This window comes from Cognatiyoonia koreensis (genome assembly GCF_900109295.1).
Classification (GTDB): domain Bacteria; phylum Pseudomonadota; class Alphaproteobacteria; order Rhodobacterales; family Rhodobacteraceae; genus Cognatiyoonia; species Cognatiyoonia koreensis.
The window spans coordinates 2,337,480-2,357,397 of sequence record NZ_FOIZ01000001.1 but is presented as its reverse complement, the minus strand read 5'-3'; the positions used below and the strand labels follow the sequence as shown (position 1 = coordinate 2,357,397).

Below are 19,918 nucleotides of genomic sequence, written 5' to 3'. Positions count from 1 at the left end.
CGATGACTATATTGAAAGATGCGAACAAGAACGCATGGTACATACTAATGACCATGCACGGCGAACAACTTGATGCTGAGATTGACTGGGAACTGCACGCGAGGAACCGCCAAACCTGGAATTCGTGGGCGTCGCAAGGTTTACAGCCCAAACAATGCAAACTAATTTCAGCAAGGAACCGCTTATCAGTCCATGATACCGGAAAAGTGGACTTGCCGCAGCTTCAAATTCAGTTCAACCGAGAGTGGCACAAGCGGAATGGTCCAGACTCGATCCCGCCGGCTATCCCTAATTCAGAAGAAGTCATAAATCTACGCAATGTAAGATTTAAGCATCATGTCGTATTTGATAAGTTCATAGTGCGCATACTTTCTTTCGCTAGGTCTGTTTTTGAAAAAACAGCAAATTTTGACCGCGCTTACTTCTGTGACCGTGCCCGCTTTTACGAAGTCAATTTTCAAGAAGAAACGTCGTTCTACCGCGCAAATTTCTTAGATCGTGCGGTCTTTGAAAGAGCGAACTTCCATAAAAACGTTTCTTTTCAGAATGTTACATTCGAAGCTGTAACAGTATTCAGCCGCGCCATATTCGGTGTTTCAGATAGGGATATCGCGTGCCGAGCTGATTTCAGCGGAACGAGGTTTGATGCCGTGAGTTTCTTCGACGGAGCAAAGTTCACGAGCCACTTCCCAGTTCTGAATGGAGCAAATCTTCATGAGATCACAACTTTTACAGCACACGAGTCCTACTGGCCCAAAGAACATACGGATTGGGAAATCCTGAAGTCTCGTCTGCGCAGAGCAAATGTGAATACAGATAAAGCTGCTCTCCAAGATGCATTTGAGGGTAAAATATCTGCAAGTAAATTGAGACACACAATGGCCCGGCAGTCTTTTCCGGAAAGCGAACACTTTTTCTACAGACGAGAATTAGCATTCTCAAAACATATCGGTTCTGTGACACAACGCATGTTACACTATGCCTTTGATTGGTTTTCTAGTTATGGAAATAGTATTGGAAGGCCGCTGTTTTACCTCGCAGTTTTATTTGCGCTTGGAGGTGGTATGCTATTCGCGGAATTGCTTGATTCGTATAGCACTCGTGATGCTGCGGCGCTGTCTCTAGCTACCAGTTTTTCAAACCTGCTTCCAATTTTTGGCTTCGGACGGACGTTCTTGAAAGAGGTTCTAGAAGCGCTGTCTCCAACCATGCAATTCGTATCAGGAATTCAGACGGTTGCGGCATTGCCCTTATTATTCTTTTTGGCTCTCGGTCTGCGAACGAGATTTCGGCTACGCTAACAACACGCAACGTAAGTTAAATAGTCTAATTTTCGCTCAAACCTGCCCAAACATCAGGGAGTAGCTCAGTTTAATTTCATAGACACGACGTTGCCGGGTTGGGAGTGCGAAGCGGTAGTGCTCGCCCATGCTTCCATCAATAACCGCCGTTTGTCGAACAAATCGCTACGAGCGTAGGCCGCTTCGGCTTTGTCTTTGATCCCATGTGCAAGTGCGGCTTCGATCACTTCGCGTGGAAAGCCTGTCGTTTCTCCAGCCCAATCGCGGAATGTGGATCGGAAACCGTGGACGGTGATGTTGTCGCGCTTCATACGGCGTAGGACGGCGGTCATACTCATGTCTGATATAGGCTTGCCGGGTTTGGCTTCGCTTTCGAACACCAGCGCGTTGGCGTCCCGGCGCGGGCCAAGAAGGGCAATTGCAGCTTTGCTCAAAGGAACGCGGTGTTCTTTGCCTGCTTTCATGCGCTGGGCGGGAATGGTCCACGTCGCATTTTCAAGATCGACTTCGCCCCAAATCATGCCACGCGTTTCGCCTGAACGTGCTGCCGTCAGAATCGTAAAGCCCAGCGCCTGTGCTGCAATGCCTGTGCGCGTGGACAGTTCTGTCATGAAGTCGGCAATGTCGGCATGGGGCAGGGCGGCGTGGTGTTTCACTGCGCGCACCTTCTTTGGCTTCGGCAATAGGTGGTCAAGATGTCCGCGCCAGCGCGCGGGGTTGTCGCCTGTGCGGATACCCAAGGCGGATGCGTAGTCGATCACTGCTTCGATGCGTTGACGGACGCGGTTGGCTGTTTCGGGCTTTTCGGACCAGATTGGGGTCAATGTGCTGATCACGTCCGCAGTTTCGATCTTGGATACTTGAACTTGTCCGATCTTTGGAAAGACGTAGCTTTCGAGTGTCGATGTCCATTGTGCAGCGTGTTTGGCGTTTTTCCAGCCGTGCCGTTTGTTTTCGATCAATTCAAGTGCTGCATCTTTGAACGTCTTTGGTTTGGCTTGTTTCTTTTTGGCTATCGGGTCTTCGCCGTTGGCAATCAATCGGCGGGCTTCGGTTGCGCGTTCGCGGGCCATGGCCAGCGTCACGTCTGGGTATGCGCCCAGCCCTAGGTCACGCCGCCGTCCTTGCACTTGATACCGTAGAATCCACGAACGTGTGCCTGACGGTTTGACGTAAAGAAAAAGACCGCGCCCATCCCCGTGCCGCCCCGGCTTCGCTGCTTTGACCTTTTGAGCGCTCAATAACATTTTGTTCCCACATTTGTTCCCACACTGATTTCAGATTTAAGGTGAACGGTTGCGAACTTCAATAGATGCATGCGAATTTACCTATCTGATATATATAAATAAAAATGGATATTGCCGAATTTTTGCGAACGTGTAAAAACAGGGGTTATACGGTTCCCCAGTCCGCCAAATCACCCTTATAGTGTGTTGAACTTATAGGGTAATTCCTCAAATTCAGAACATGGGTTCACACTGGTGTGTTGACCGAGCGCTACAAGGTGCCGAGTTTTCGCCTTTGGTGCCCATGTATTCGCTTGTCACGAATGATTGCTGTCTTTCCTGCCGGGTTCGGCCTTGACCGACTCGTGTTAGGAAAACCTTTGAATTGAAAAGTTTTGCGGCGTTTCCATTAATCCAGAGGCCGTTTGAACCCGCTCTACTGCCTGATGCAATAGCAATTGATGGCACGGATGGGTGCCGTCGGTCCGCGCCGTCAAGCAATTTGTGACGGTCCTGCACAAGGGTTTCGTCAGTATCGACGACCGACGATCAAAGCGATTGAATTCCCGACCAATGGTTTGAGTTGCGATCAACGCTGTCGCGTGAAAACGCAATTCATCTGTGCCGGTTGGATTGACGCCGATAGGCCGCAATGGCCTCTTCAGCTCAAATGCAAATATGCTGCCAGACAAAAAAGGCCCGGTCGCACGACCGGGCCCTTGTTTTCGGTGTTATGGCGGTATCAGCCTTTTAGCGATCCATCGCCGTGACCGGACAGGCCGCCGGAGACTTCTTCGGTCGATTCATCTGACAGTTCTTCTGGCAGGATCAGATTGAGCACGATGGCGATCAGGGCAGCTGGAAGCAGACCAGAGGTCATCAAGATGCGCAGCGTATCAGGCAAGTACTGAACTGCTTTCGGATCAAGCTGTAGGCCAAGGCCAATCGACAAGGCGATGGCAAAGATCACCATGTTCCGACGGTTCCAATTCACATCGGACAGCATCGAGATACCTGCCGCAACGACCATGCCGAACATGACAATCACACCACCACCCAGAACTTCGATTGGGATCGTGCGGATCAACGCGCCCACTTTTGGCATCAGACCACAAATGATCAGGAAGATCGCACCGATGGTCACGACATGACGGCTCATCACGCCGGTCATTGCAATCAGGCCCACGTTCTGGCTGAAGGACGTATTCGGCAGACCGCCAAAGATGCCAGCGATTGCTGTACCAACACCGTCGGCGTATGTTGCACCTTGGATTTCTTGTTCAGTTGCTTCACGGCCAGCCCCACCTTTGGTAATACCTGACACGTCGCCAACAGTTTCAACGGCTGAAACAAAGGACATCAGGCAGAAGCCGATGACTGCTGCGAGGCTGAACTCGAACCCATATTTGAAGGGTGAAGGCACCTGGAAAGCTGCCGCGCGGCTCATGCTTGTTGAGATACCTTCAAACGAAACCATGTCCGTGAAGAACAGGGCGACGAGGTAACCGGCGATGATCCCGACGAAGACCGCGGAAACTGATAACATCCCCTTGGCAAAGAACTTCAGCCCGAGCGTCACGAGAACAACGACGAGTGCGATCGACCAGTTCAGCAACGACCCGTATTCCGGCTGATCGATGGCAGGAACGCCACCGGCTGCATATTGAATGCCGACCTTGACCAATGCCAAACCGATCATCGTAACAACAAGGCCGGTGACCAGCGGTGGCAGCGCAAAGCGGATTTTCCCAATGAATGTTCCCAAGAGCGTGTGGAACAAGCCGCCGATCAAGACCCCACCAAACAGGACCGGAAGTGCGTCAACGCCCTTACCGGCCACGAGCGGGATCATGATTGGAATGAAAGCAAAACTTGTGCCTTGAACGATTGGCAGACGTGCGCCGACCGGTCCCATTCCGATCGTTTGAAACAATGTCGCGATGCCTGCAAACAGCATCGACATCTGGATCATGTAGGTCATGTCAGGGAAGCCCTGCGCGCCTGCGTCAGAACCAAATCCAAAGCCAGCTGCACCTGCGATGATGATGGCAGGTGTCACGTTCGAAACGAACATTGCCAGCACGTGCTGGATGCCCAGTGGAATGGCACGGTGAAGTGCCGGGGTGTAATTGGGATCGCGCAGCTGTTCCGGCGTCCCGATAGATGTATCGGTCATTGTCAAGTTTCCTCCCTAAGATGCCTTCGCTATTCCCGTACCGGTTTTTTTATTTTTCAGTTCAACGGTGTACGGGGTGTCGAACCAGTGTTCTTCAAGATTTGCTCCGGTCCCGACGCGGTCAATCACCGCGAACAGGCCCGGTTCTGACAATGGCGTCAGGACGCCGTGCCATGTGCCGCGATGGAAATTGATGGCTTGGCCCGGCTTGGTCAGAAATGCCTTAGGCTGACCGGGCGTTCCGTTCTCATCGGGTGCAACAATGACCAGAAACCCATGTTCTGACATTGGTATGAACAGTTGAGATCCTTCGGGATGACGCTCGACCATTTGAAGCGCCATTGGCAAGGAACGCGCCTCTGCCTTGAACAGGCTGACACCTGCACGCCCCGAAGTGAAGTCAAGTTTTGCGCGGTCGTGGAAGCGACCGCAGAGACCCTGATTGATGATCTTGTCAGGAGCGCCTGATGTGTCGATCACATCACCAAAGTCCACAAACGCGGCTTTTGAAATTTCCTTAACCTGGATCGTCTGGGTCATGTGGGTAACTTCTCGCGCAGTCTGAGTTCCGCGATACGTTCGACCTGCCGACAGGCTTCGGCAAACTCGGTTTCGCGGTCGTTGCTGATCCGCTGCTTGAACGCTGCCATGATGGAGGGTTTGGTGTGGTCCCGTACCGCGATGATGAATGGGAAGCCGTGCCGGTCCACGTATTGTGTGTTCAAGGACTGGAACGTTTCGCGTTCTTCATCTGTGAGCATGTCCAATCCGGCACCTGCCTGTTCAGACGTGCTTTCTGCGGTCAGCTTGCCAGCGGCGGCCAGTTTGCCCGCAAGATCGGGGTGCGCGTTAAGCACTGCCAATCGCTGATCATGTGATGCAGACCGGAATATACGTGTCAGGCATTGGTGGACGCCCTGCGCACAATCGTGAGTAGGCCCTCGTTCTAGATCGTATGCCCCCTCTGCGATCCACGGGCTGTGTTCAAAGATCCCTCCAAATGCTGAAACAAAGGCGTCCCGCGTCATCTCGGATGGTTTGGCAATATCACTTGGGGGATGCGTCTGCGCCCAATGCTGTGCAATCTGAAGCCTTGTAGCGAACCAGACGTCTTCATAAGACTGCATATGCCTGATCGCACGCCGCAGGGCTGCAAGGCGACCGGGGCGTCCAATCAACCGGCAGTGCAAACCGATGGACATCATCTTTGGCGTACCAGCTACGCCTTCTTCATACAGGACGTCGAAACTGTCCTTGAGGTAACTTTCGAACTGATCGCCGTTGCTAAAGCCCGCTTGTATGGCGAAACGCATATCGTTGCAGTCCATCGTGTAAGGAACGATCAGTTGATCCCTGCCGGCAATCCGCATCCAGTAAGGCAGGTCGTCTGCGTAGCTGTCAGCGACGTAGTCGAATTGGCCAGATTCTGCAGCCAATCGCACTGTATTGTTCGAACATCTGCCAGTGTACCAGCCACGTGGCGGCGCACCGGTTACTTCGGTATGAAGCCGGATCGCCTCTGCGATTTGGGCCCGTTCTTCATGTTCGGGCATGTCCTTGTGTTCGATCCACTTGAGGCCGTGGCTGGCGATTTCCCATCCCGATGACTTCATTGCGGCCACCTGTGCAGGCGCGCGCGCAAGTGCGGTCGCGACACCGTATACCGTGATGGGTAAATCGCCGAGCAACCTTTGAACGCGCCAAAACCCTGCACGTGCGCCATACTCGTAAATCGATTCCATATTCCAATGGCGCTGGCCGGGCCACGCCTGTGCGCCAGTGATTTCGGACAAGAACGCTTCGGACGCGGGGTCGCCATGAAGAATGTTGTTTTCACCACCTTCTTCATAGTTGAGAACGATCTGGACGGCGATCTTGGCACCATTCGGCCAATTGGCGGGCGGTGGTACGGCACCGTAACCGGTCATGTCGCGCGGATATCGCTTCACGGGTGACTCCCTCATTGCTGGCGTGAAGTTAAAGCAAAACAATCTTAGCCATTTTCAAGAAATATGCGAAAGACCATCAATCAAATGCACTTTGCTGCTGATGCAAGCGCGCGTCTATAAGCACCTTAGAACCGATGGAGGCAACGATGACGGGTTATCTTACGACACACGTCCTTGATACAAGTAAGGGCTGTCCGGCAAGCGGACTTACAATCGACCTTTTCCGTATCGAAGGTGTTACCCGGACCCATCTAAGGACGCTTGTGACCAACAACGACGGGCGGACGGATGAACAGATATTGCCGGAGGCAGATTTTCAGATTGGCGTTTATGAGTTGATCTTCCACGCGGGTGACTATTTTGACGCTTGTGGTGTCGCGCCGGAAACGCCTCGTTTTCTGGATGTTATCCCGCTCCGGTTTGGGATGTCAGAAGCCTCGCATTATCATGTCCCGCTACTTCTTTCGCCATTTGGCTATTCGACCTATCGGGGCAGCTGAGCCTGAATGGAGCTATTTCTCACGGCTTTGCCGATCCGTTCGATCATGAACTCCATAAACAGTCTTGTCTTAGGGTCCTGCCGCCGGCGGTGTGTGAAAAGACAGGCCATCTGAATGTTTTCTGGCGGCGTGTTCACGGCGACCGGCACTAATTGGCCGTTGGTGATATAACTCGACACTTCGAAGGTCGGTTTCATCGCGATACCATGGCCGGCCAACGCCCAATCGGTCAGAATGTCACCGTCGTCACATTCGTAACGGCCAGAGACCCGAAATTTCTTGGGTCCGTCGTCAGTGATCAGAGGCCATTGAAACTCTGGCGCCCCCGGAAAACGCAGATTCAAACACTCGTGGCCATCAGCAATCAGTTGTTCGCCAGAGACAGGATTTCCGTGGGCTTCGATATATTCCGGAGAGGCACACAAAACGCGCGGTACATCCGCGATTTTCCGGATGCGGAGATTACTGTCTTCGGGCTGGCCAAGAAAGAATGCAAGATCGAGTCCTTCGGTTGTGAGGTCGATCTTTCGATCCGTCAGTCTGAGTCGGACCGAAACTTCGGGGTACTGCGCTAAAAACTCTGGGACTTGCGGCGCGATCAACCTGCGACCTACACCCAGTGGTGCCGCCACAAACAAGGATCCTTTTGGATTATCCGTGATATTGACGACGTTCGCTTCTGCGTTTTCGACGGCTTCCAGCACTTCGCAGGCCCCGCCGTAGAATGCTTTGCCCTGTTCGGTTGGGGTCAGGCTGCGAGTCGTGCGCTGGAAGAGGCGGACGCTCAGGCGATCCTCAAGTTGAGAAATGCGGGAAGATGTGACAGCAGGTGATATCCGAAGGTCACGGCCTGCAGCAGACATGCTGCCCAGCTCATAGACCCTTACGAAAGTGCGGATGTTTTCGAGGTATGACATTGTTTGGTTTTTTTTGATGCTCTTTGGCTTTTTGCAGCAATACCAGAATAATGCTTTATGGCATAGCATCCTTTGGAGTCCGACGAGGGAGACGACGCATGTTTGATTTAGCTGTGATGTGGGATTGGGTGGCGTTTTCCGTGCGTTGGCTGCACGTGATCACTGCCATGGCGTGGATTGGTGCGTCGTTCTATTTCATCGCTCTGGATTTGATGCTGAAACCTGCACCGGGCATGCCCGAAGGTGCGTATGGCGAAGAATGGGAGGTGCATGGCGGCGGATTTTACCACACGACCAAGTACCTTGTCGCACCAGCGCGACTTCCAGAGCATCTGACTTGGCACAAATGGCAAAGCTATACGACATGGCTGTCAGGGGCTGCGCTGCTTATGATCGTCTACTGGGTTGGCGGTGAGATCTATCTGCTGGACCCGACCAAAGCGGATTTGTCTTTGTGGCAGGGCATATTGATTTCCGGCGCGTCCCTCACCATCGGTTGGGTAATCTATGACCAATTGTGTAAACGCGGGCTAAGGGACTATCCCACCCTTCTGATGCTTGTGCTTTTTGCACTGCTTGTCGTGATGTCGTGGGGCTACAACCAGATTTTCACCGGTCGGGCTGCGCTGCTTCACCTTGGTGCGTTCACAGCGACAATCATGACTGCGAACGTGTTTTTCATCATCATGCCGAACCAACGGATTGTCGTTGCCGATCTCAAGGCTGGCAGGACCCCCGACGCAAAGTACGGAGCGATTGCAAAGCTGCGGTCCACGCACAACAATTACCTGACATTGCCAGTCGTCTTCCTGATGTTGTCGAACCATTATCCGCTATCGTTCGGCACACCGTATGCATGGATCATCGCAAGCCTTATCTTCCTGACCGGTGTCACCATTCGCCACTATTTCAATACCATGCACCGAACAGGTACAGGGCCACATTGGACTTGGGCAGTGACAGTATTGCTAATGATCCTGATTGCATGGTTGTCGTCTGTCCGCCCAACGGAAACATGGGAAGACGCAGAGGCACGCGCGCTTACAGCGTATGAACAGCGCTTTGTTTCCGCGGCTGGGTTCGAAGACGCCTATGATACCGTGCTTGGCCACTGTTCGATGTGCCATGCACGTGAACCGGTTTGGAATAACATGCAGTGGGCGCCCAAGGGTATTCACTTGGAAACGCCTGGTGACGTTGCCAAATACGCCAGCGAAATCTACCTGCAAGCAGGCCTGAGTCACGCCATGCCGCCACCGAATGCAATCCAGATGGATCAAGAGTCGCGCGAGACAATCATTGCATGGGTGCGTGAGGTGCGCGGCGCGGAATGACAGTTCACAACCTTCGCGTTTTGGAGTCCCCGCTTAACGCGAACTGATGACTGATCATATAGGTGCTATTGTGCGCGCAAATGACGCTGTGCAGATAATGAAGTCCTTTCGGACGATAAGTTGCCGGTCCGGCAGATATTTATCCACCATTTCCGAGATAGCAGAGTTCTGCCGGAAGCGCAGATCTGCCAACCATCTGGTTGCCCGCAATTTCAGAATTATGTGGCTTACTATCAAATGGAAGCAAAGTCGGTGTCTGTCCTTCGATTTGATTTCGCAAGAAACAGCTTGACGCGATACCATATGGTTTCATATAAGTGATACCAATCGGTATTACTTATGGGGGCGACATGCGTTCTGTATTGGGGTCAGCTGCAATTCTATTTATGAGTTTGGCAACATACGCCCATGCGGACCCTATTCAGTTGATCGGATCCGATGACTTTCAATGGCGGACAACTTCAGAAGGTGTCGCCTACCTACACCAAGACGGTGCATTCGATTTCCTAACGGTGATCGCATGACGGACGCTGAACATCTGGGATTTCGTGCGCTCGCCGACCCGACACGAAGAAACATCCTTCGATTACTCGCAGAGAACGAGATGACAATCGCGGAGGTTGCCGAAAACTTCGACATGACGAGGGCTGCCGTGAAGAAGCACCTTTCGATCTTGAGCGAGGGTGATCTGATTTCTGTCCAAGTCAGCGGCAGAACACGGGTCAACACACTCAATCCAAATGGATTGAGACGTGTGATCGATTGGTTCAGTTACTTTGATGCATTCTGGGACGATCGCCTGAGCACCCTGAAATCTGAAATAGAGAAAGACATGCAATGACCGACATGATCCTGGAAAAGACGATCTACCTGAAAGCGACGCCGGCTAAGGTGTGGGACTATCTGACGGAACCGGACAAGCTTGCGATCTGGTTTCACAAGCCGAAGAGTCCGTTGATCGAAGGCGAATACGAGATGTTTGGCGTTGAAAGTGGCGACAAACTCATGTGGGGCGAAGTTCTTGTCGCCGAGCCGTTTGCCCGTCTTGAATACACATTCTCGATCGCCCCAATGGCAGGGCAGACAAGCACGGTAAAGTGGACGTTGGAAGACGTCGAGGGTGGCACGAAGCTATCCCTGCGACATGAAGGTCTGCCCCAAGGGGAGGACGCCTTTGGCTTAATTCTTGCGCTGGATAAGGGTTGGGACGAACACTTGGCAAGAATGCGGACGTCTGCCCATGCTGGCTAAAATTGCAGCAGGGCGTTGACCGAGATGAGGCCTGCTAGGTCAGCTAGTGCAAGGTGCCCACGGTCTCTTACATCACACGCTCAAAAAGATAGGCGAACGCTTGTCGCGTGTAGGCAACAGCCCGGTTCGTCGCGAAAAGCATTTCGCGTGTGACTTCGACAGCTTTTTTGGGCTGCAGGTAATCATCCAGATCGTTTTGAATAACGCGATAGTCTCCTGCTTTTGAAAGGACTGCCCCCGCCAGCCGATAGCGTTTGTCTATGGACGCAAGTGCAGCATCGCCGTGGCTTGGATTTACGAGGAGGTGTCCGCCGACTTTGAGGAAGTCGGTGCAGTATTCCGAGATAAACCCAGCGTAGAGCGAAATCAGCAGATCAAAGGATTGGTCTGGCATCGACAGCTTTGCGTAATCAGTATGGACAAAGGAAAACGACGCATTCGATCCGACCACACTTTCGGTTTCAATGAGTTCCCTGACACCAGCTTCGTCATCAAAGAAGTGCTTGGCGCGGCGGTCCATGTCGACATACGTCACACTTGGAAAAATGAATGACGGTGCAATATCCACGTAGCTTCCGGCGTAAAGAACAGACTTGGGAGATATGACGTCTCCGACAGCGCGAAAGAGCCGAAACCTGTCACCGGGATGCTGGTTTTGTTTTTCCCAAAGCTTCCTGGTGAAGTCTTGCAAGTTGCGCTCCGGTCATTGCTGGTCAGTTTCAGAGATTGGCATCGGGTGATGTGGAAAACCAATCCAGATATGTCAGAATAGCACACCGACCCATTTGGTGAAGGATGGATCTTCGCCAATTAATGAACGGACATCTTCGGTGAGTTAGCGGCTGAATCTGCCATAGGCTGTTGTTTTCGGTCACTCGGAGATGCTTGGGTGCCTCTGACTTGCAGGTCCGGACCTGACATGCCGAAGACCAACTTGGACGCGGCAACTTGCTCTCACACCATGCACGGGACAGTTCCTGCCTCAAGGATTTGCGTCATGGCGTAATCGCGGTAGGGTCTTGTTGAATATGAGGAGCCATTCAGTATGCGTTTGATGAGTTTAGCCTGCACCGCGTTCGTAATTGCCTTTTCAACGGACGTCTCGGCTCAACGCCTTACGGCGGAATGTCAGGCGCTGTTCGATGAGATCACGGCGGATGTGCCAGTCGACATCGCGCAATGCACGCCAGTTGTTCCAACATATGATCTGCAGGATTGTGTCCGGCCTTCGGGAGTTGATGACGCACTGCCTGCGTCCCACCTAATCCTTGCGATTGATGCGTCCGGGTCCATGGCGGGATCGATTGACGGTGAAACGAAAATGGAAATCGCAAAACGCGAGGCTGTGAGTTTTCTGGCCGACCTTGATGAGAATATTTCCGTCGGGCTGGTCGTTTACGGGCACCTTGGCAACAACCAGCAGGATGGCAAGGCTGAGTCGTGCGCGTCATCCGAGATGATCCACGGATTTGATGCGGACCGCGCGGATCTGGCCACGTCGATCGAAGGGCTCAGCCCGACGGGATGGACCCCGATGGGTGGCGTACTGACCTATTCGGGAGAGCTGATAGCCGCGTTGCCGGAACCGGATGGCGAGGACGTATTGGCACCAGTGATCTACCTGATTTCGGACGGGGAGGAGACTTGTGACAGCGATCCTGTGACTGCTGCTACAACGCTCTACGAGGCTGGCGTGCGCACCACGGTAAACACCATCGGCTTTGCTGTGGATGCGGAAACCCAGGCGCAGTTGGAAGCTGTGGCGGCCGCAGGGGGTGGTACGTTTTATCCGGCGGAAACAGGAAGCATCCTGCGTGAAAAGTTGCAGGAAATTGCCCAATCGGAACGGGATATGATCACCTATGAATTCTGCGTCCAGGGCAATGCGAACCGAATTGATCGCGCCTTTGTCGAGGTCTCAACCCCTGCGATGCACTGTTACAATCGAAATGCGCCTCGCCGTCTTTTGCAAGCCGTCATGGCGGCAAACAACAACGCCCCTGACGATGACCCGCTTTATGCAGAATGTTCCAATCAGATGGTCTTTGAAGCGTCTGATATTGCCGCCGAGTCCGGTAACTGGGTGATCGACGTGCTGTATCCGTTTCTTGAGGTTGGGCGGGAACTGCAGAACGAATACCTGATAGAGCAAGGCTTTCCACCGCGTTTTCCGCCTGACAAGTAGGGGGCCACGTCCGCCAATTTGTCCTTTTGTTTCGAGCTTTCGCATGCCCGCAAATATGGCATGCGCTTTATTGCTGCGTGAATCGTCTATTTCGGTGAACGGCTTAGGCAGGCGTTTCCTCGTTTACGACCTCGGCAAAGGATTTGAAGAACTTCGCCGCGAGCTTCTTCGCAGTGCTCTGGATCAGGCGGCTTCCCAGTTGGGCCAGCTTACCGCCAATCGCCGCCTTTGCTTCGTAACGCAGTATCGTTGTCTCGCCGACTTCGGTCAGCGTGACATCGGCCCCACCTTTGGCATGGCCTGCCGCGCCCCCGTTGCCTTGCCCCGTCAGAGAAAAGGCATCTGGCGCTCCGCTTGTATCAAGCTGCACGTCACCGCTGAAACGGGCTTTGACGGGTCCGATCTTGAGAACGACTTTCGCCTCAAGCTCTGTATCGGAGTGCTTGATCAGTTCTTCGCAGCCGGGGATGCATTGCCTTAGTACCTCCGGGTCGTTCAGGGCTTCATAGACCCGCTCTTTTGGTGCGTTGATCACGATCTCGTCCGCAAGTTCCATCGTGGTGTCCTTTTCTTAGCAACAGGGAAATCTGATTTGTTCGGCTTATTCTGGTGTGAGCGCGAGTTTGCTACGCAACAGACGGAACGTCTTGAGTAGGCGTTTCATGTGATGAATTCCTTGTCTGAAGTCAGCGCCGCATAGTCGTTCGGGGTGTCGATATCGGTGTAGAACCCGGCCGCAGGCAAGGCGTGCCGTTGTACGCGGGCGGGGTTATCGCGCCTGAAACGCATGCAGCCGGGACGTTCTTGGTCTGCTGTCAGCATGGCACGCAGAGAATGCGGCACGACGATGGGGTTGCCGCGGACATGATCCATCGCGGGGATCGATATTTTGAGTGGATCTGCACTTTGATGGGCTGCGATAAGGTCACGAATATCTGCGCTTTGCAGCAGTGGCTGATCACCAAGCCCGATCAAGAGCAGGTTCGCATCGGGTGCATGCGACAGGCCGAGCGCCACCGCGGTCTGCTGCCCATTCTTGTGATCTGGATTGAAAGTGCAGTGCGCGTCGATGTGATCAAGTGCGGCTTCTACGTTAGATGCGTCATGCCCGGTGACAACGATGATCGGGCCGTCTATTGCTGCGCGATAGCATTTCACCACATGACGGATCATCGGCTGACCCGCGACAGGCAGAAGCAACTTGTTGGCGCCACCCATGCGCTGAGACTGTCCTGCAGCCAGAATGATCGCAGCGACGCTATACATCTGCGACACCTATCCCTGCGCGACGGACCTGTATGAGATCGGCCATGATCGAGAGCGCGATTTCTTCGGGCGTGACAGCACCCAGTTTCAGACCTGCAGGTGCCTTTACGGCATTTACACGGCATGTCTCAATGCCGCTGTCGATAAGTCTTGCGGCGAGTGTTTCGAACTTTCGTGAACTTCCGACAAAGGCCACATGTTGTGCGGGTGCGCGCAAGGACTGTTGCAGCGCGTCAATATCGCCTTGGCCCTGTGTCGCAATCACGATGATCCGCTGCTGGTGCGACGGTGTCTGTTCGTCCGATAATTCCCTGATAACTGCCCAATGAAACTGCGGTGCCAGGGTCGCCAGCGCGTCTGCAACCGGCGATGCACCCAACACCACCAGTTGTGGCATGGGCAGGCACGGTTCGATGAAGATATCAACGCTGCCTTTTGACGGGCAGCCGTTGCGGGCAAAGCGCGTTCCTTCAACCTCGTCACCAGCACTGACACCCCGTTCCGCCAAAAGTTCCTCGGGCGCGACAGACACAAGTTGCGGACGACCTGATATGAAGGCCTCCAAGGCTGCTTTCTTGACCGCACCCCGTGTGCATCCGCCACCCAGCCAGCCATGCAAGATAGTCCCGTCTGCACCTAGCAAAGCCTTTGCGCCAGGTTTCGCAGCGGTCGCCCCAGCCGTGCGGACAATGGTTGCAAAGGCGAACGGTTCGTCCCTTGCCCGCAGCGCCGTGGCTGCATCGGCCAATGTATCCGAGAGGAATTCGGCCGGGGTCATATGGTCATCACCTCTTGTTCAAGTGCCGCCAGATCCGAAAGTGTATTTGCCGCCCGAAACAGGTCGAGGTGCGGCAAAGCGGCGGCCATCCCATTGGCTACGGGCGCGTAGTCACGCCAGCCTTTGAGCGGGTTCAGCCAGATGATCTTGCAGCCCCGTTTCTTGAGGTCGGCCAATGCCGCGTCCATCACTTCGGGCGGTGCCGTGTCGTAACCATCCGACAGGATCATTACGACACTGCGTCCGTCGACAAACCGTTTGGCGTAGGTCCTGGCAAATCGTGCGATTGATGGCCCGATTTCCGAGCCGCCGCCAAAACCGTCTGCCATCAGCGACATGCGCCCGATGGCCCGCATCGTATCCTTATCCCGCAAAGCTTCGGTAATGCGTACAAGTCGGGTATGAAACAGGTAGGCATCGGCGGTTGTATCGCTGCGCATCAAGCCTGCCAAAAACGCAAGAAAGACCTGCGCATAGACGGTCATCGACCCAGACACATCGCAAAGAGCCACAATCTTGCGCGGCCGGTCTGGGCGATGTTTGCGCATCAGGCGCAATGGTTCGCCGCCAGTTGCAAGGCTTGCGCGGATCGTTTTGCGAAAATGCAGGCGATCCCCCTGGCGCGAAGCGATGCGGCGGCGCGACCGGCGGTCGCGCAGCGCAGCGCCCAATCGGCGAGCAACCTCTTCCGCTTTTGCGATATCTTCGGGGCGCACGAGGTCGCGCAGGTCTTTGCGCATCAGGTTGCGCACCTCGATTGCGATCAGGCGACCTTCGCCGTCGCTTTGCGCCTCGCCATTTCCAACATCCGGCGCGTTGGCAGACCCTGCACCACCGGTATCTTCGCCCTTGGCATCGCGGGAGGAGTGCACACTGTCATCGCCCTCGCTTGGCGGGGCCTGTACGATTTTCTGTTTCACGCGACCTGCATCCATCCAGTAGCTGTCGAACAGGTCGTCAAATCGTTCCACCTCTTCCTTGCAGCTTGTACAGACGGCCTTCAGGGCCTGGCGGCTGTGGTTCGGCTGGCTCGCATCGACTTCGCACAGTGCAGACAGGGCCAGTTCGGTTTCTGACACGCCGAGGCGTAGGCCGTTTTCGCGCAGATGTGCCATGAACCCGACGACCCGTGCTGTTGGACCGGGGTCACGGCTGGCAAAACGGGTGACCCTGCTCATGCGGCGCGTCCCGCGATGCGGCCAGCGACCTCTGTCGTGATATGCGCGCGGTCGCTTTGAGTTTTTAATAGCGTGCTGAGTGTATGTTGCAACGCAGCTGGATCGGACGTGAGGTCGGCTATGCCAAGCCCCATCAGGGCAGCAGCAAAGTCGAGCGTTTCGGCGATGCCCGGAACCTTCTCCAGCTCTTCTTCGCGTAGCTTCTGAACGAAGCCCACAATTTGCGCACCCAAGCGCGCGTTGATACCGGGGCAGCGCGCGTTCAGGATCGCAAGTTCAGTGTGATGGTCGGGATATTCGACGTAGGAATATAGACACCTGCGCCGCAGCGCGTCAGACAGGTCGCGGGTGCCGTTGGATGTCAGGATAACGATCGGTTTTGAGGTCGCTGTCACAGTTCCCAGTTCGGGGATCGTGATCTGGAATTCCGAAAGAATTTCCAAAAGGTACGCTTCGAATTCCTCATCGGCGCGATCAATCTCGTCGATCAGCAAGACCGGCTGGGTGTCTTGGGTAATGGCTGCCAACAGCGGGCGTTCCAACAAAAAATCCCCCGAAAAGATGCGTTCTTCGACGGCTTTCCCGGTTTCTCCGTCTTCGGCTGCGGCGCGGATTGTCAAAAGCTGGCGCTGATAATTCCATTCATAGATGGCCTGCGCAGCATCCAATCCTTCGTAGCATTGCAGGCGGATCAACTTGGTGTTGCGCAAAGTGGCGAGACTGGCGGCGAGTTGTGTCTTTCCAACGCCTGCCGCACCTTCGAGCAGCAAGGGCCGCCCGAGTGTCAGCGCAAGGTGCATGGCGACGCTGAGGTCATCGGAGGCAACATATCCGTCTACGGCAAGTGCCGTTTGAAGGTCCGTCCAGGTCATTTCGTTTTCCCGCAAGATAGGCACCCGAGTTGGCGTGAAGCCGGTCGGATGCCCATAGATTTGACTTAGTCGTGCAAGCCCAACTCGTTCGCAGTGCGCCAGATCCGCCAGTGGTCGTGCGGCATGTTGGTGTGCGTGTTGCCAAACGGGCGGAATGCATCCTGCACCGCATTTGAGAAGCAGGGCACGCCACCAACATGCGGGCTTTCGCCCACGCCCTTGGCACCGATCGGATGGTGCGGGCTTGGCGTCACGGTGAAGTCGGTTTCGTAATTCGGAACCTCCCAAGCCGTGGGCAGGAAAAAGTCCATCAGCGTCCCCGTCTTCACGTTGCCCATGTCATCATAGGCAATTTCTTGCCCCAGTGCGACGGCAAGCGCCTCGGTCAGACCACCGTGCACCTGTCCTTCGATGATCATCGGGTTGATCCGCGTCCCGCAATCGTCCAGCGCATAGAAGCGGCGGATTTCCGGCACACCGGTATCCACATCGATATCCATGACACAGACGTAGGCACCGAACGGATATGTCATGTTGGGCGGGTCATAGTAGCTGACTGCTTCCAGACCCGGCTCTAGACTGGGGATGGCTTGGTTGTAGGCGGCAAAAGCGATTTCCTTCATTGTCTTGAATTTCTCGGGTGCGCCCTTGACGACAAACCGGTCCACGTCAAATTCCACGTCGTTGTCGTGCACTTCTAGCAGGTAGGCTGCAATCATCTGTGCCTTGGCCCGGATCTTGCGGCCTGCCATCGCAGTCGCCGCGCCAGCGACAGGTGTGGAACGAGACCCGTAGGTCCCAAGCCCGTAGGGTGCAGTGTCGGTGTCACCTTCTTCGATTGTAATGCTATCCGCTGGCAGTCCGATTTCAGAGGCGAGGATCTGTGCGAATGTGGTCGCATGACCTTGGCCCTGAGAAATTGTGCCCAGACGGGCAATCGCTGATCCAGTCGGATGAATACGGATCTCGCAGCTGTCAAACATGCCAAGGCCCAGAATATCGCAATTCTTGACCGGACCGGCACCGACGATCTCTGTAAAGAACGACAGACCAATCCCCATCAGCTTGCGGGTCTTGCCAGCTTTGAAGTCTTCGACCCGCTGGGCCTGTTCGGCACGTAATCCTTCGTAGTCGACTGCTTTCAGTGCCTTGTCCCATGCGGTGTGATAGTCGCCGCTGTCATACTCCCAGCCCAGCGCAGCGGTGTAGGGGAACTGTTCCTTCTTGATGAAGTTGATCCGGCGCAGTTCGGCCGCGTCCATGTTCAGCTTGATCGCAAGAACCTCGACCATACGTTCGATGAAATACACAGCCTCTGTCACGCGGAACGAACAGCGATAGCTGACGCCTCCGGGTGCTTTGTTGGTATAAACGCCATCGACCTCCAGGTATGCAGTCGGGATGTCATACGACCCGGTGCAGATGTTCATGAATCCTGCGGGAAACTTCGTCGGGTCGGCACAAGCGTCAAAACCGCCGTGATCAGCCGTGACGTGGCACTGCAGGCCGGTTATCTTCCCTTCTTTTGTGGCCGAAATCTTGCCGGTCATGTGATAGTCCCGCGCGAAAGCGGTCGTCATCAGGTTGTCCATCCGGTCTTCGATCCATTTGACCGGTTTGCCCGTCACAATCGACGCGACGACCGAGCAAACATAACCCGGATATGCGCCCACCTTGTTGCCGAACCCGCCACCGATATCGGGAGAGATCACTCGGATGTTGTGTTCTTCAATTCCGGAAATCAGTGACACGACCGTGCGGATTGCATGCGGCGCTTGAAACGTTCCCCAAAGGGTCAGCTTGCCATTGACCTTGTCCATTGAAGCCACGCAACCGCAGGTTTCCAGCGGGCAGGGGTGCGTGCGGTGATAATACATCGACTCTTCTGCCACGACATCGGCGTTGGCGATGACTTCTTCGGTGGGGGCCTTGTTGCCTGCTTCCCATGTAAAGATGTGGTTGTGATGCTTGCGCGGCCCGTGCGCGCCATCGGGCAACGCGCCGTTTTTACCAACAAGGTCCTCGCGCAGGACAACATCCGATTTCAGCGATTCAAACGGATCGACGATGACGGGAAGTTCTTCATACTCCACCTCGACCAGTTCGATACCGTCCGCAGCTGCATAGCGGTCCTCGGCAACGACAAAGGCGACTTCCTGTCCTTGGAAAAGCACCTTGCCATCGGCGAGCACCATTTGCTTATCGCCCGCAAGGGTTGGCATCCAATGCAGACCAAGGGGTTCAAGATCGGCAGCTGTCAGGACGGCGAGAACGCCGGGGACTTCGAGCGCCGCCGCTGTGTCGATGCTTTTGATCCGCGCATGGGCGTATGGCGAGCGGACGAAGTCCCCAAATAGCATGCCGTCCAGCTTGATGTCGTCAACGTAGTTGCCTTTGCCTTGGGTGAACCGGGCATCCTCGACCCGCTTGCGCGAGCAACCCATACCTTTGAGATTGGCGACGCGGTCTTCGCGTGTGACTTCGTCCTTCATTCCGCGGCCTCCTTGGCTGCATTCATTTCCGCCGCAGCGGCCTGAATAGATTTAATGATGTTCTGATAACCCGTGCAGCGGCAGATATTGCCGGCCATACCAAAGCGGATTTCCTCTTCGGTCGGGTTGGGGCTTTCTTCCAGCAGCTTGGACGCGCGGGTGATCATCCCCGGTGTGCAATAGCCGCACTGCAATCCGTGGTGTTCCTTGAATGCGTTTTGCAGCGGGTGCAGGTCATCGGCACCGCCGATCCCTTCGATGGTCGTCACTGACTTGCCGCTGGCCTGCGCCACGAACATCGTGCAGGCCTTGACCGACTTCCCGTCGATTGTCACCGTGCAGGCTCCGCAGTGCGACGTTTCGCAACCGATATGCGGGCCGGTGATGTTGAGCCGCTCGCGCAGCGTGTAGATCAGCAATTCGCGTGGCTCTGCGAGAAATTCTTCGTCCTTGCCGTTCACATTCAGCTTGATGTGCATCTTTTTTGACATCT

The 19,918-nt window shown here is 54.7% G+C and carries 19 protein-coding genes; 6 read left to right on the top strand and 13 right to left on the bottom strand.

Going from position 1 to position 19,918, the window contains the following annotated elements; all coding sequences use genetic code 11:
- The first annotated feature begins 2 nt into the window (after positions 1-2).
- Positions 3-1,301: a pentapeptide repeat-containing protein gene (locus BMY44_RS18380; RefSeq protein ID WP_242650534.1), complete on the top strand. Its 1,299-nt coding sequence runs from the start codon at positions 3-5 to the stop codon at positions 1,299-1,301.
- Between the two features lie 65 nt (positions 1,302-1,366).
- Here the strand turns inward: BMY44_RS18380 and BMY44_RS11655 are convergent, their stop codons facing one another.
- The 4 genes from BMY44_RS11655 to puuE all read right to left on the bottom strand — a co-directional run bounded on the left by BMY44_RS11655 (position 1,367) and on the right by puuE (position 6,652).
- A complete protein-coding gene (locus tag BMY44_RS11655; protein WP_089994250.1) occupies positions 1,367-2,548 on the bottom strand; it encodes a tyrosine-type recombinase/integrase in 1,182 nt (393 codons plus the stop codon).
- A gap of 721 nt (positions 2,549-3,269) precedes the next feature.
- Positions 3,270-4,703 carry a uracil-xanthine permease family protein gene (locus BMY44_RS11650; protein ID WP_089994248.1) on the bottom strand — a complete coding sequence of 478 codons (1,434 nt, stop codon included), beginning with the start codon at positions 4,701-4,703 and terminating at the stop codon, positions 3,270-3,272.
- Between the two features lie 15 nt (positions 4,704-4,718).
- Positions 4,719-5,243, bottom strand: a complete 525-nt coding sequence (locus BMY44_RS11645) for an ureidoglycolate lyase (RefSeq protein ID WP_089994245.1) — start codon at positions 5,241-5,243, stop codon at positions 4,719-4,721.
- Positions 5,240-6,652, bottom strand: coding sequence for an allantoinase PuuE (puuE, locus tag BMY44_RS11640; protein ID WP_089994244.1), 1,413 nt, complete (start codon positions 6,650-6,652; stop codon positions 5,240-5,242). Before puuE ends, BMY44_RS11645 begins: the two co-directional genes overlap by 4 nt.
- 146 nt (positions 6,653-6,798) lie before the next feature.
- Between puuE and uraH the strand changes: the two genes are divergently transcribed.
- Positions 6,799-7,152 (top strand): hydroxyisourate hydrolase, encoded by a 354-nt coding sequence (uraH, locus tag BMY44_RS11635; RefSeq protein ID WP_089994891.1) that lies wholly within the window; start codon positions 6,799-6,801, stop codon positions 7,150-7,152.
- On the opposite strand, the gene BMY44_RS11630 is transcribed toward uraH, so the two are convergent.
- Positions 7,137-8,069 carry a LysR family transcriptional regulator gene (locus tag BMY44_RS11630; protein WP_089994242.1) on the bottom strand — a complete coding sequence of 311 codons (933 nt, stop codon included), beginning with the start codon at positions 8,067-8,069 and terminating at the stop codon, positions 7,137-7,139. The genes uraH and BMY44_RS11630 overlap by 16 nt on opposite strands.
- Positions 8,070-8,167: 98 nt before the next feature.
- Here BMY44_RS11630 and BMY44_RS11625 point away from each other — a divergent pair, with 98 nt between their 5' ends.
- From BMY44_RS11625 to BMY44_RS11615, 3 genes are all read left to right on the top strand, one after another.
- The gene (locus BMY44_RS11625; protein ID WP_089994239.1) at positions 8,168-9,403 is read left to right on the top strand and encodes a urate hydroxylase PuuD; all 1,236 of its coding nucleotides are present in this window, start codon (positions 8,168-8,170) and stop codon (positions 9,401-9,403) included.
- Positions 9,404-9,923: 520 nt separating this feature from the next.
- A complete protein-coding gene (locus tag BMY44_RS11620) occupies positions 9,924-10,244 on the top strand; it encodes an ArsR/SmtB family transcription factor (protein ID WP_089994235.1) in 321 nt (106 codons plus the stop codon).
- On the top strand, positions 10,241-10,654 hold the full coding sequence (locus tag BMY44_RS11615; protein WP_089994232.1) for an SRPBCC family protein: 414 nt from the start codon (positions 10,241-10,243) through the stop codon (positions 10,652-10,654). The genes BMY44_RS11620 and BMY44_RS11615 overlap by 4 nt, the downstream gene beginning before the upstream one ends.
- Before the next feature lie 67 nt (positions 10,655-10,721).
- Here BMY44_RS11615 and BMY44_RS11610 read toward each other — a convergent pair whose 3' ends face one another.
- Positions 10,722-11,345 (bottom strand): hypothetical protein, encoded by a 624-nt coding sequence (locus BMY44_RS11610; RefSeq protein ID WP_089994230.1) that lies wholly within the window; start codon positions 11,343-11,345, stop codon positions 10,722-10,724.
- Between the two features lie 354 nt (positions 11,346-11,699).
- On the opposite strand from BMY44_RS11610, the gene BMY44_RS11605 reads away from it, so the two are divergent.
- The gene (locus BMY44_RS11605) at positions 11,700-12,839 is read left to right on the top strand and encodes a vWA domain-containing protein (RefSeq protein WP_089994227.1); all 1,140 of its coding nucleotides are present in this window, start codon (positions 11,700-11,702) and stop codon (positions 12,837-12,839) included.
- A 103-nt stretch (positions 12,840-12,942) separates the two neighbouring features.
- On the opposite strand, the gene BMY44_RS11600 is transcribed toward BMY44_RS11605, so the two are convergent.
- The 7 genes from BMY44_RS11600 to BMY44_RS11570 all read right to left on the bottom strand — a co-directional run bounded on the left by BMY44_RS11600 (position 12,943) and on the right by BMY44_RS11570 (position 19,916).
- The gene (locus BMY44_RS11600) at positions 12,943-13,395 is read right to left on the bottom strand and encodes an SRPBCC family protein (RefSeq protein ID WP_089994225.1); all 453 of its coding nucleotides are present in this window, start codon (positions 13,393-13,395) and stop codon (positions 12,943-12,945) included.
- A 104-nt stretch (positions 13,396-13,499) separates the two neighbouring features.
- Positions 13,500-14,105, bottom strand: coding sequence for a nucleotidyltransferase family protein (locus BMY44_RS11595; protein WP_089994222.1), 606 nt, complete (start codon positions 14,103-14,105; stop codon positions 13,500-13,502).
- Positions 14,098-14,883, bottom strand: a complete 786-nt coding sequence (locus BMY44_RS11590) for an XdhC family protein (RefSeq protein ID WP_089994220.1) — start codon at positions 14,881-14,883, stop codon at positions 14,098-14,100. The genes BMY44_RS11595 and BMY44_RS11590 overlap by 8 nt, the downstream gene beginning before the upstream one ends.
- Positions 14,880-16,061, bottom strand: a complete 1,182-nt coding sequence (locus tag BMY44_RS11585) for a vWA domain-containing protein (RefSeq protein ID WP_089994217.1) — start codon at positions 16,059-16,061, stop codon at positions 14,880-14,882. The genes BMY44_RS11590 and BMY44_RS11585 overlap by 4 nt, the downstream gene beginning before the upstream one ends.
- On the bottom strand, positions 16,058-16,933 hold the full coding sequence (locus tag BMY44_RS11580; RefSeq protein WP_089994215.1) for an AAA family ATPase: 876 nt from the start codon (positions 16,931-16,933) through the stop codon (positions 16,058-16,060). Before BMY44_RS11580 ends, BMY44_RS11585 begins: the two co-directional genes overlap by 4 nt.
- A gap of 65 nt (positions 16,934-16,998) precedes the next feature.
- Positions 16,999-19,425 carry an aerobic carbon-monoxide dehydrogenase large subunit gene (locus BMY44_RS11575; RefSeq protein ID WP_089994212.1) on the bottom strand — a complete coding sequence of 809 codons (2,427 nt, stop codon included), beginning with the start codon at positions 19,423-19,425 and terminating at the stop codon, positions 16,999-17,001.
- Positions 19,422-19,916, bottom strand: a complete 495-nt coding sequence (locus BMY44_RS11570; RefSeq protein WP_089994209.1) for a (2Fe-2S)-binding protein — start codon at positions 19,914-19,916, stop codon at positions 19,422-19,424. The genes BMY44_RS11575 and BMY44_RS11570 overlap by 4 nt, the downstream gene beginning before the upstream one ends.
- Between the last annotated feature and the right edge of the window lie 2 nt (positions 19,917-19,918).

Bases quoted from the DNA above. Each gene is read 5' to 3' on its own strand.
- BMY44_RS18380 (WP_242650534.1), top strand. From the start codon at position 3: ATGACTATATTGAAAGATGCGAACAAGAACGCATGGTACATACTAATG.
- BMY44_RS11655 (WP_089994250.1), bottom strand. From the start codon at position 2,548: ATGTTATTGAGCGCTCAAAAGGTCAAAGCAGCGAAGCCGGGGCGGCAC.
- BMY44_RS11650 (WP_089994248.1), bottom strand. From the start codon at position 4,703: ATGACCGATACATCTATCGGGACGCCGGAACAGCTGCGCGATCCCAAT.
- BMY44_RS11645 (WP_089994245.1), bottom strand. From the start codon at position 5,243: ATGACCCAGACGATCCAGGTTAAGGAAATTTCAAAAGCCGCGTTTGTG.
- uraH (WP_089994891.1), top strand. From the start codon at position 6,799: ATGACGGGTTATCTTACGACACACGTCCTTGATACAAGTAAGGGCTGT.
- BMY44_RS11630 (WP_089994242.1), bottom strand. From the start codon at position 8,069: ATGTCATACCTCGAAAACATCCGCACTTTCGTAAGGGTCTATGAGCTG.
- BMY44_RS11625 (WP_089994239.1), top strand. From the start codon at position 8,168: ATGTTTGATTTAGCTGTGATGTGGGATTGGGTGGCGTTTTCCGTGCGT.
- BMY44_RS11620 (WP_089994235.1), top strand. From the start codon at position 9,924: ATGACGGACGCTGAACATCTGGGATTTCGTGCGCTCGCCGACCCGACA.
- BMY44_RS11615 (WP_089994232.1), top strand. From the start codon at position 10,241: ATGACCGACATGATCCTGGAAAAGACGATCTACCTGAAAGCGACGCCG.
- BMY44_RS11605 (WP_089994227.1), top strand. From the start codon at position 11,700: ATGCGTTTGATGAGTTTAGCCTGCACCGCGTTCGTAATTGCCTTTTCA.
- BMY44_RS11600 (WP_089994225.1), bottom strand. From the start codon at position 13,395: ATGGAACTTGCGGACGAGATCGTGATCAACGCACCAAAAGAGCGGGTC.
- BMY44_RS11595 (WP_089994222.1), bottom strand. From the start codon at position 14,105: ATGTATAGCGTCGCTGCGATCATTCTGGCTGCAGGACAGTCTCAGCGC.
- BMY44_RS11590 (WP_089994220.1), bottom strand. From the start codon at position 14,883: ATGACCCCGGCCGAATTCCTCTCGGATACATTGGCCGATGCAGCCACG.
- BMY44_RS11585 (WP_089994217.1), bottom strand. From the start codon at position 16,061: ATGAGCAGGGTCACCCGTTTTGCCAGCCGTGACCCCGGTCCAACAGCA.
- BMY44_RS11580 (WP_089994215.1), bottom strand. From the start codon at position 16,933: ATGACCTGGACGGACCTTCAAACGGCACTTGCCGTAGACGGATATGTT.
- BMY44_RS11575 (WP_089994212.1), bottom strand. From the start codon at position 19,425: ATGAAGGACGAAGTCACACGCGAAGACCGCGTCGCCAATCTCAAAGGT.
- BMY44_RS11570 (WP_089994209.1), bottom strand. From the start codon at position 19,916: ATGTCAAAAAAGATGCACATCAAGCTGAATGTGAACGGCAAGGACGAA.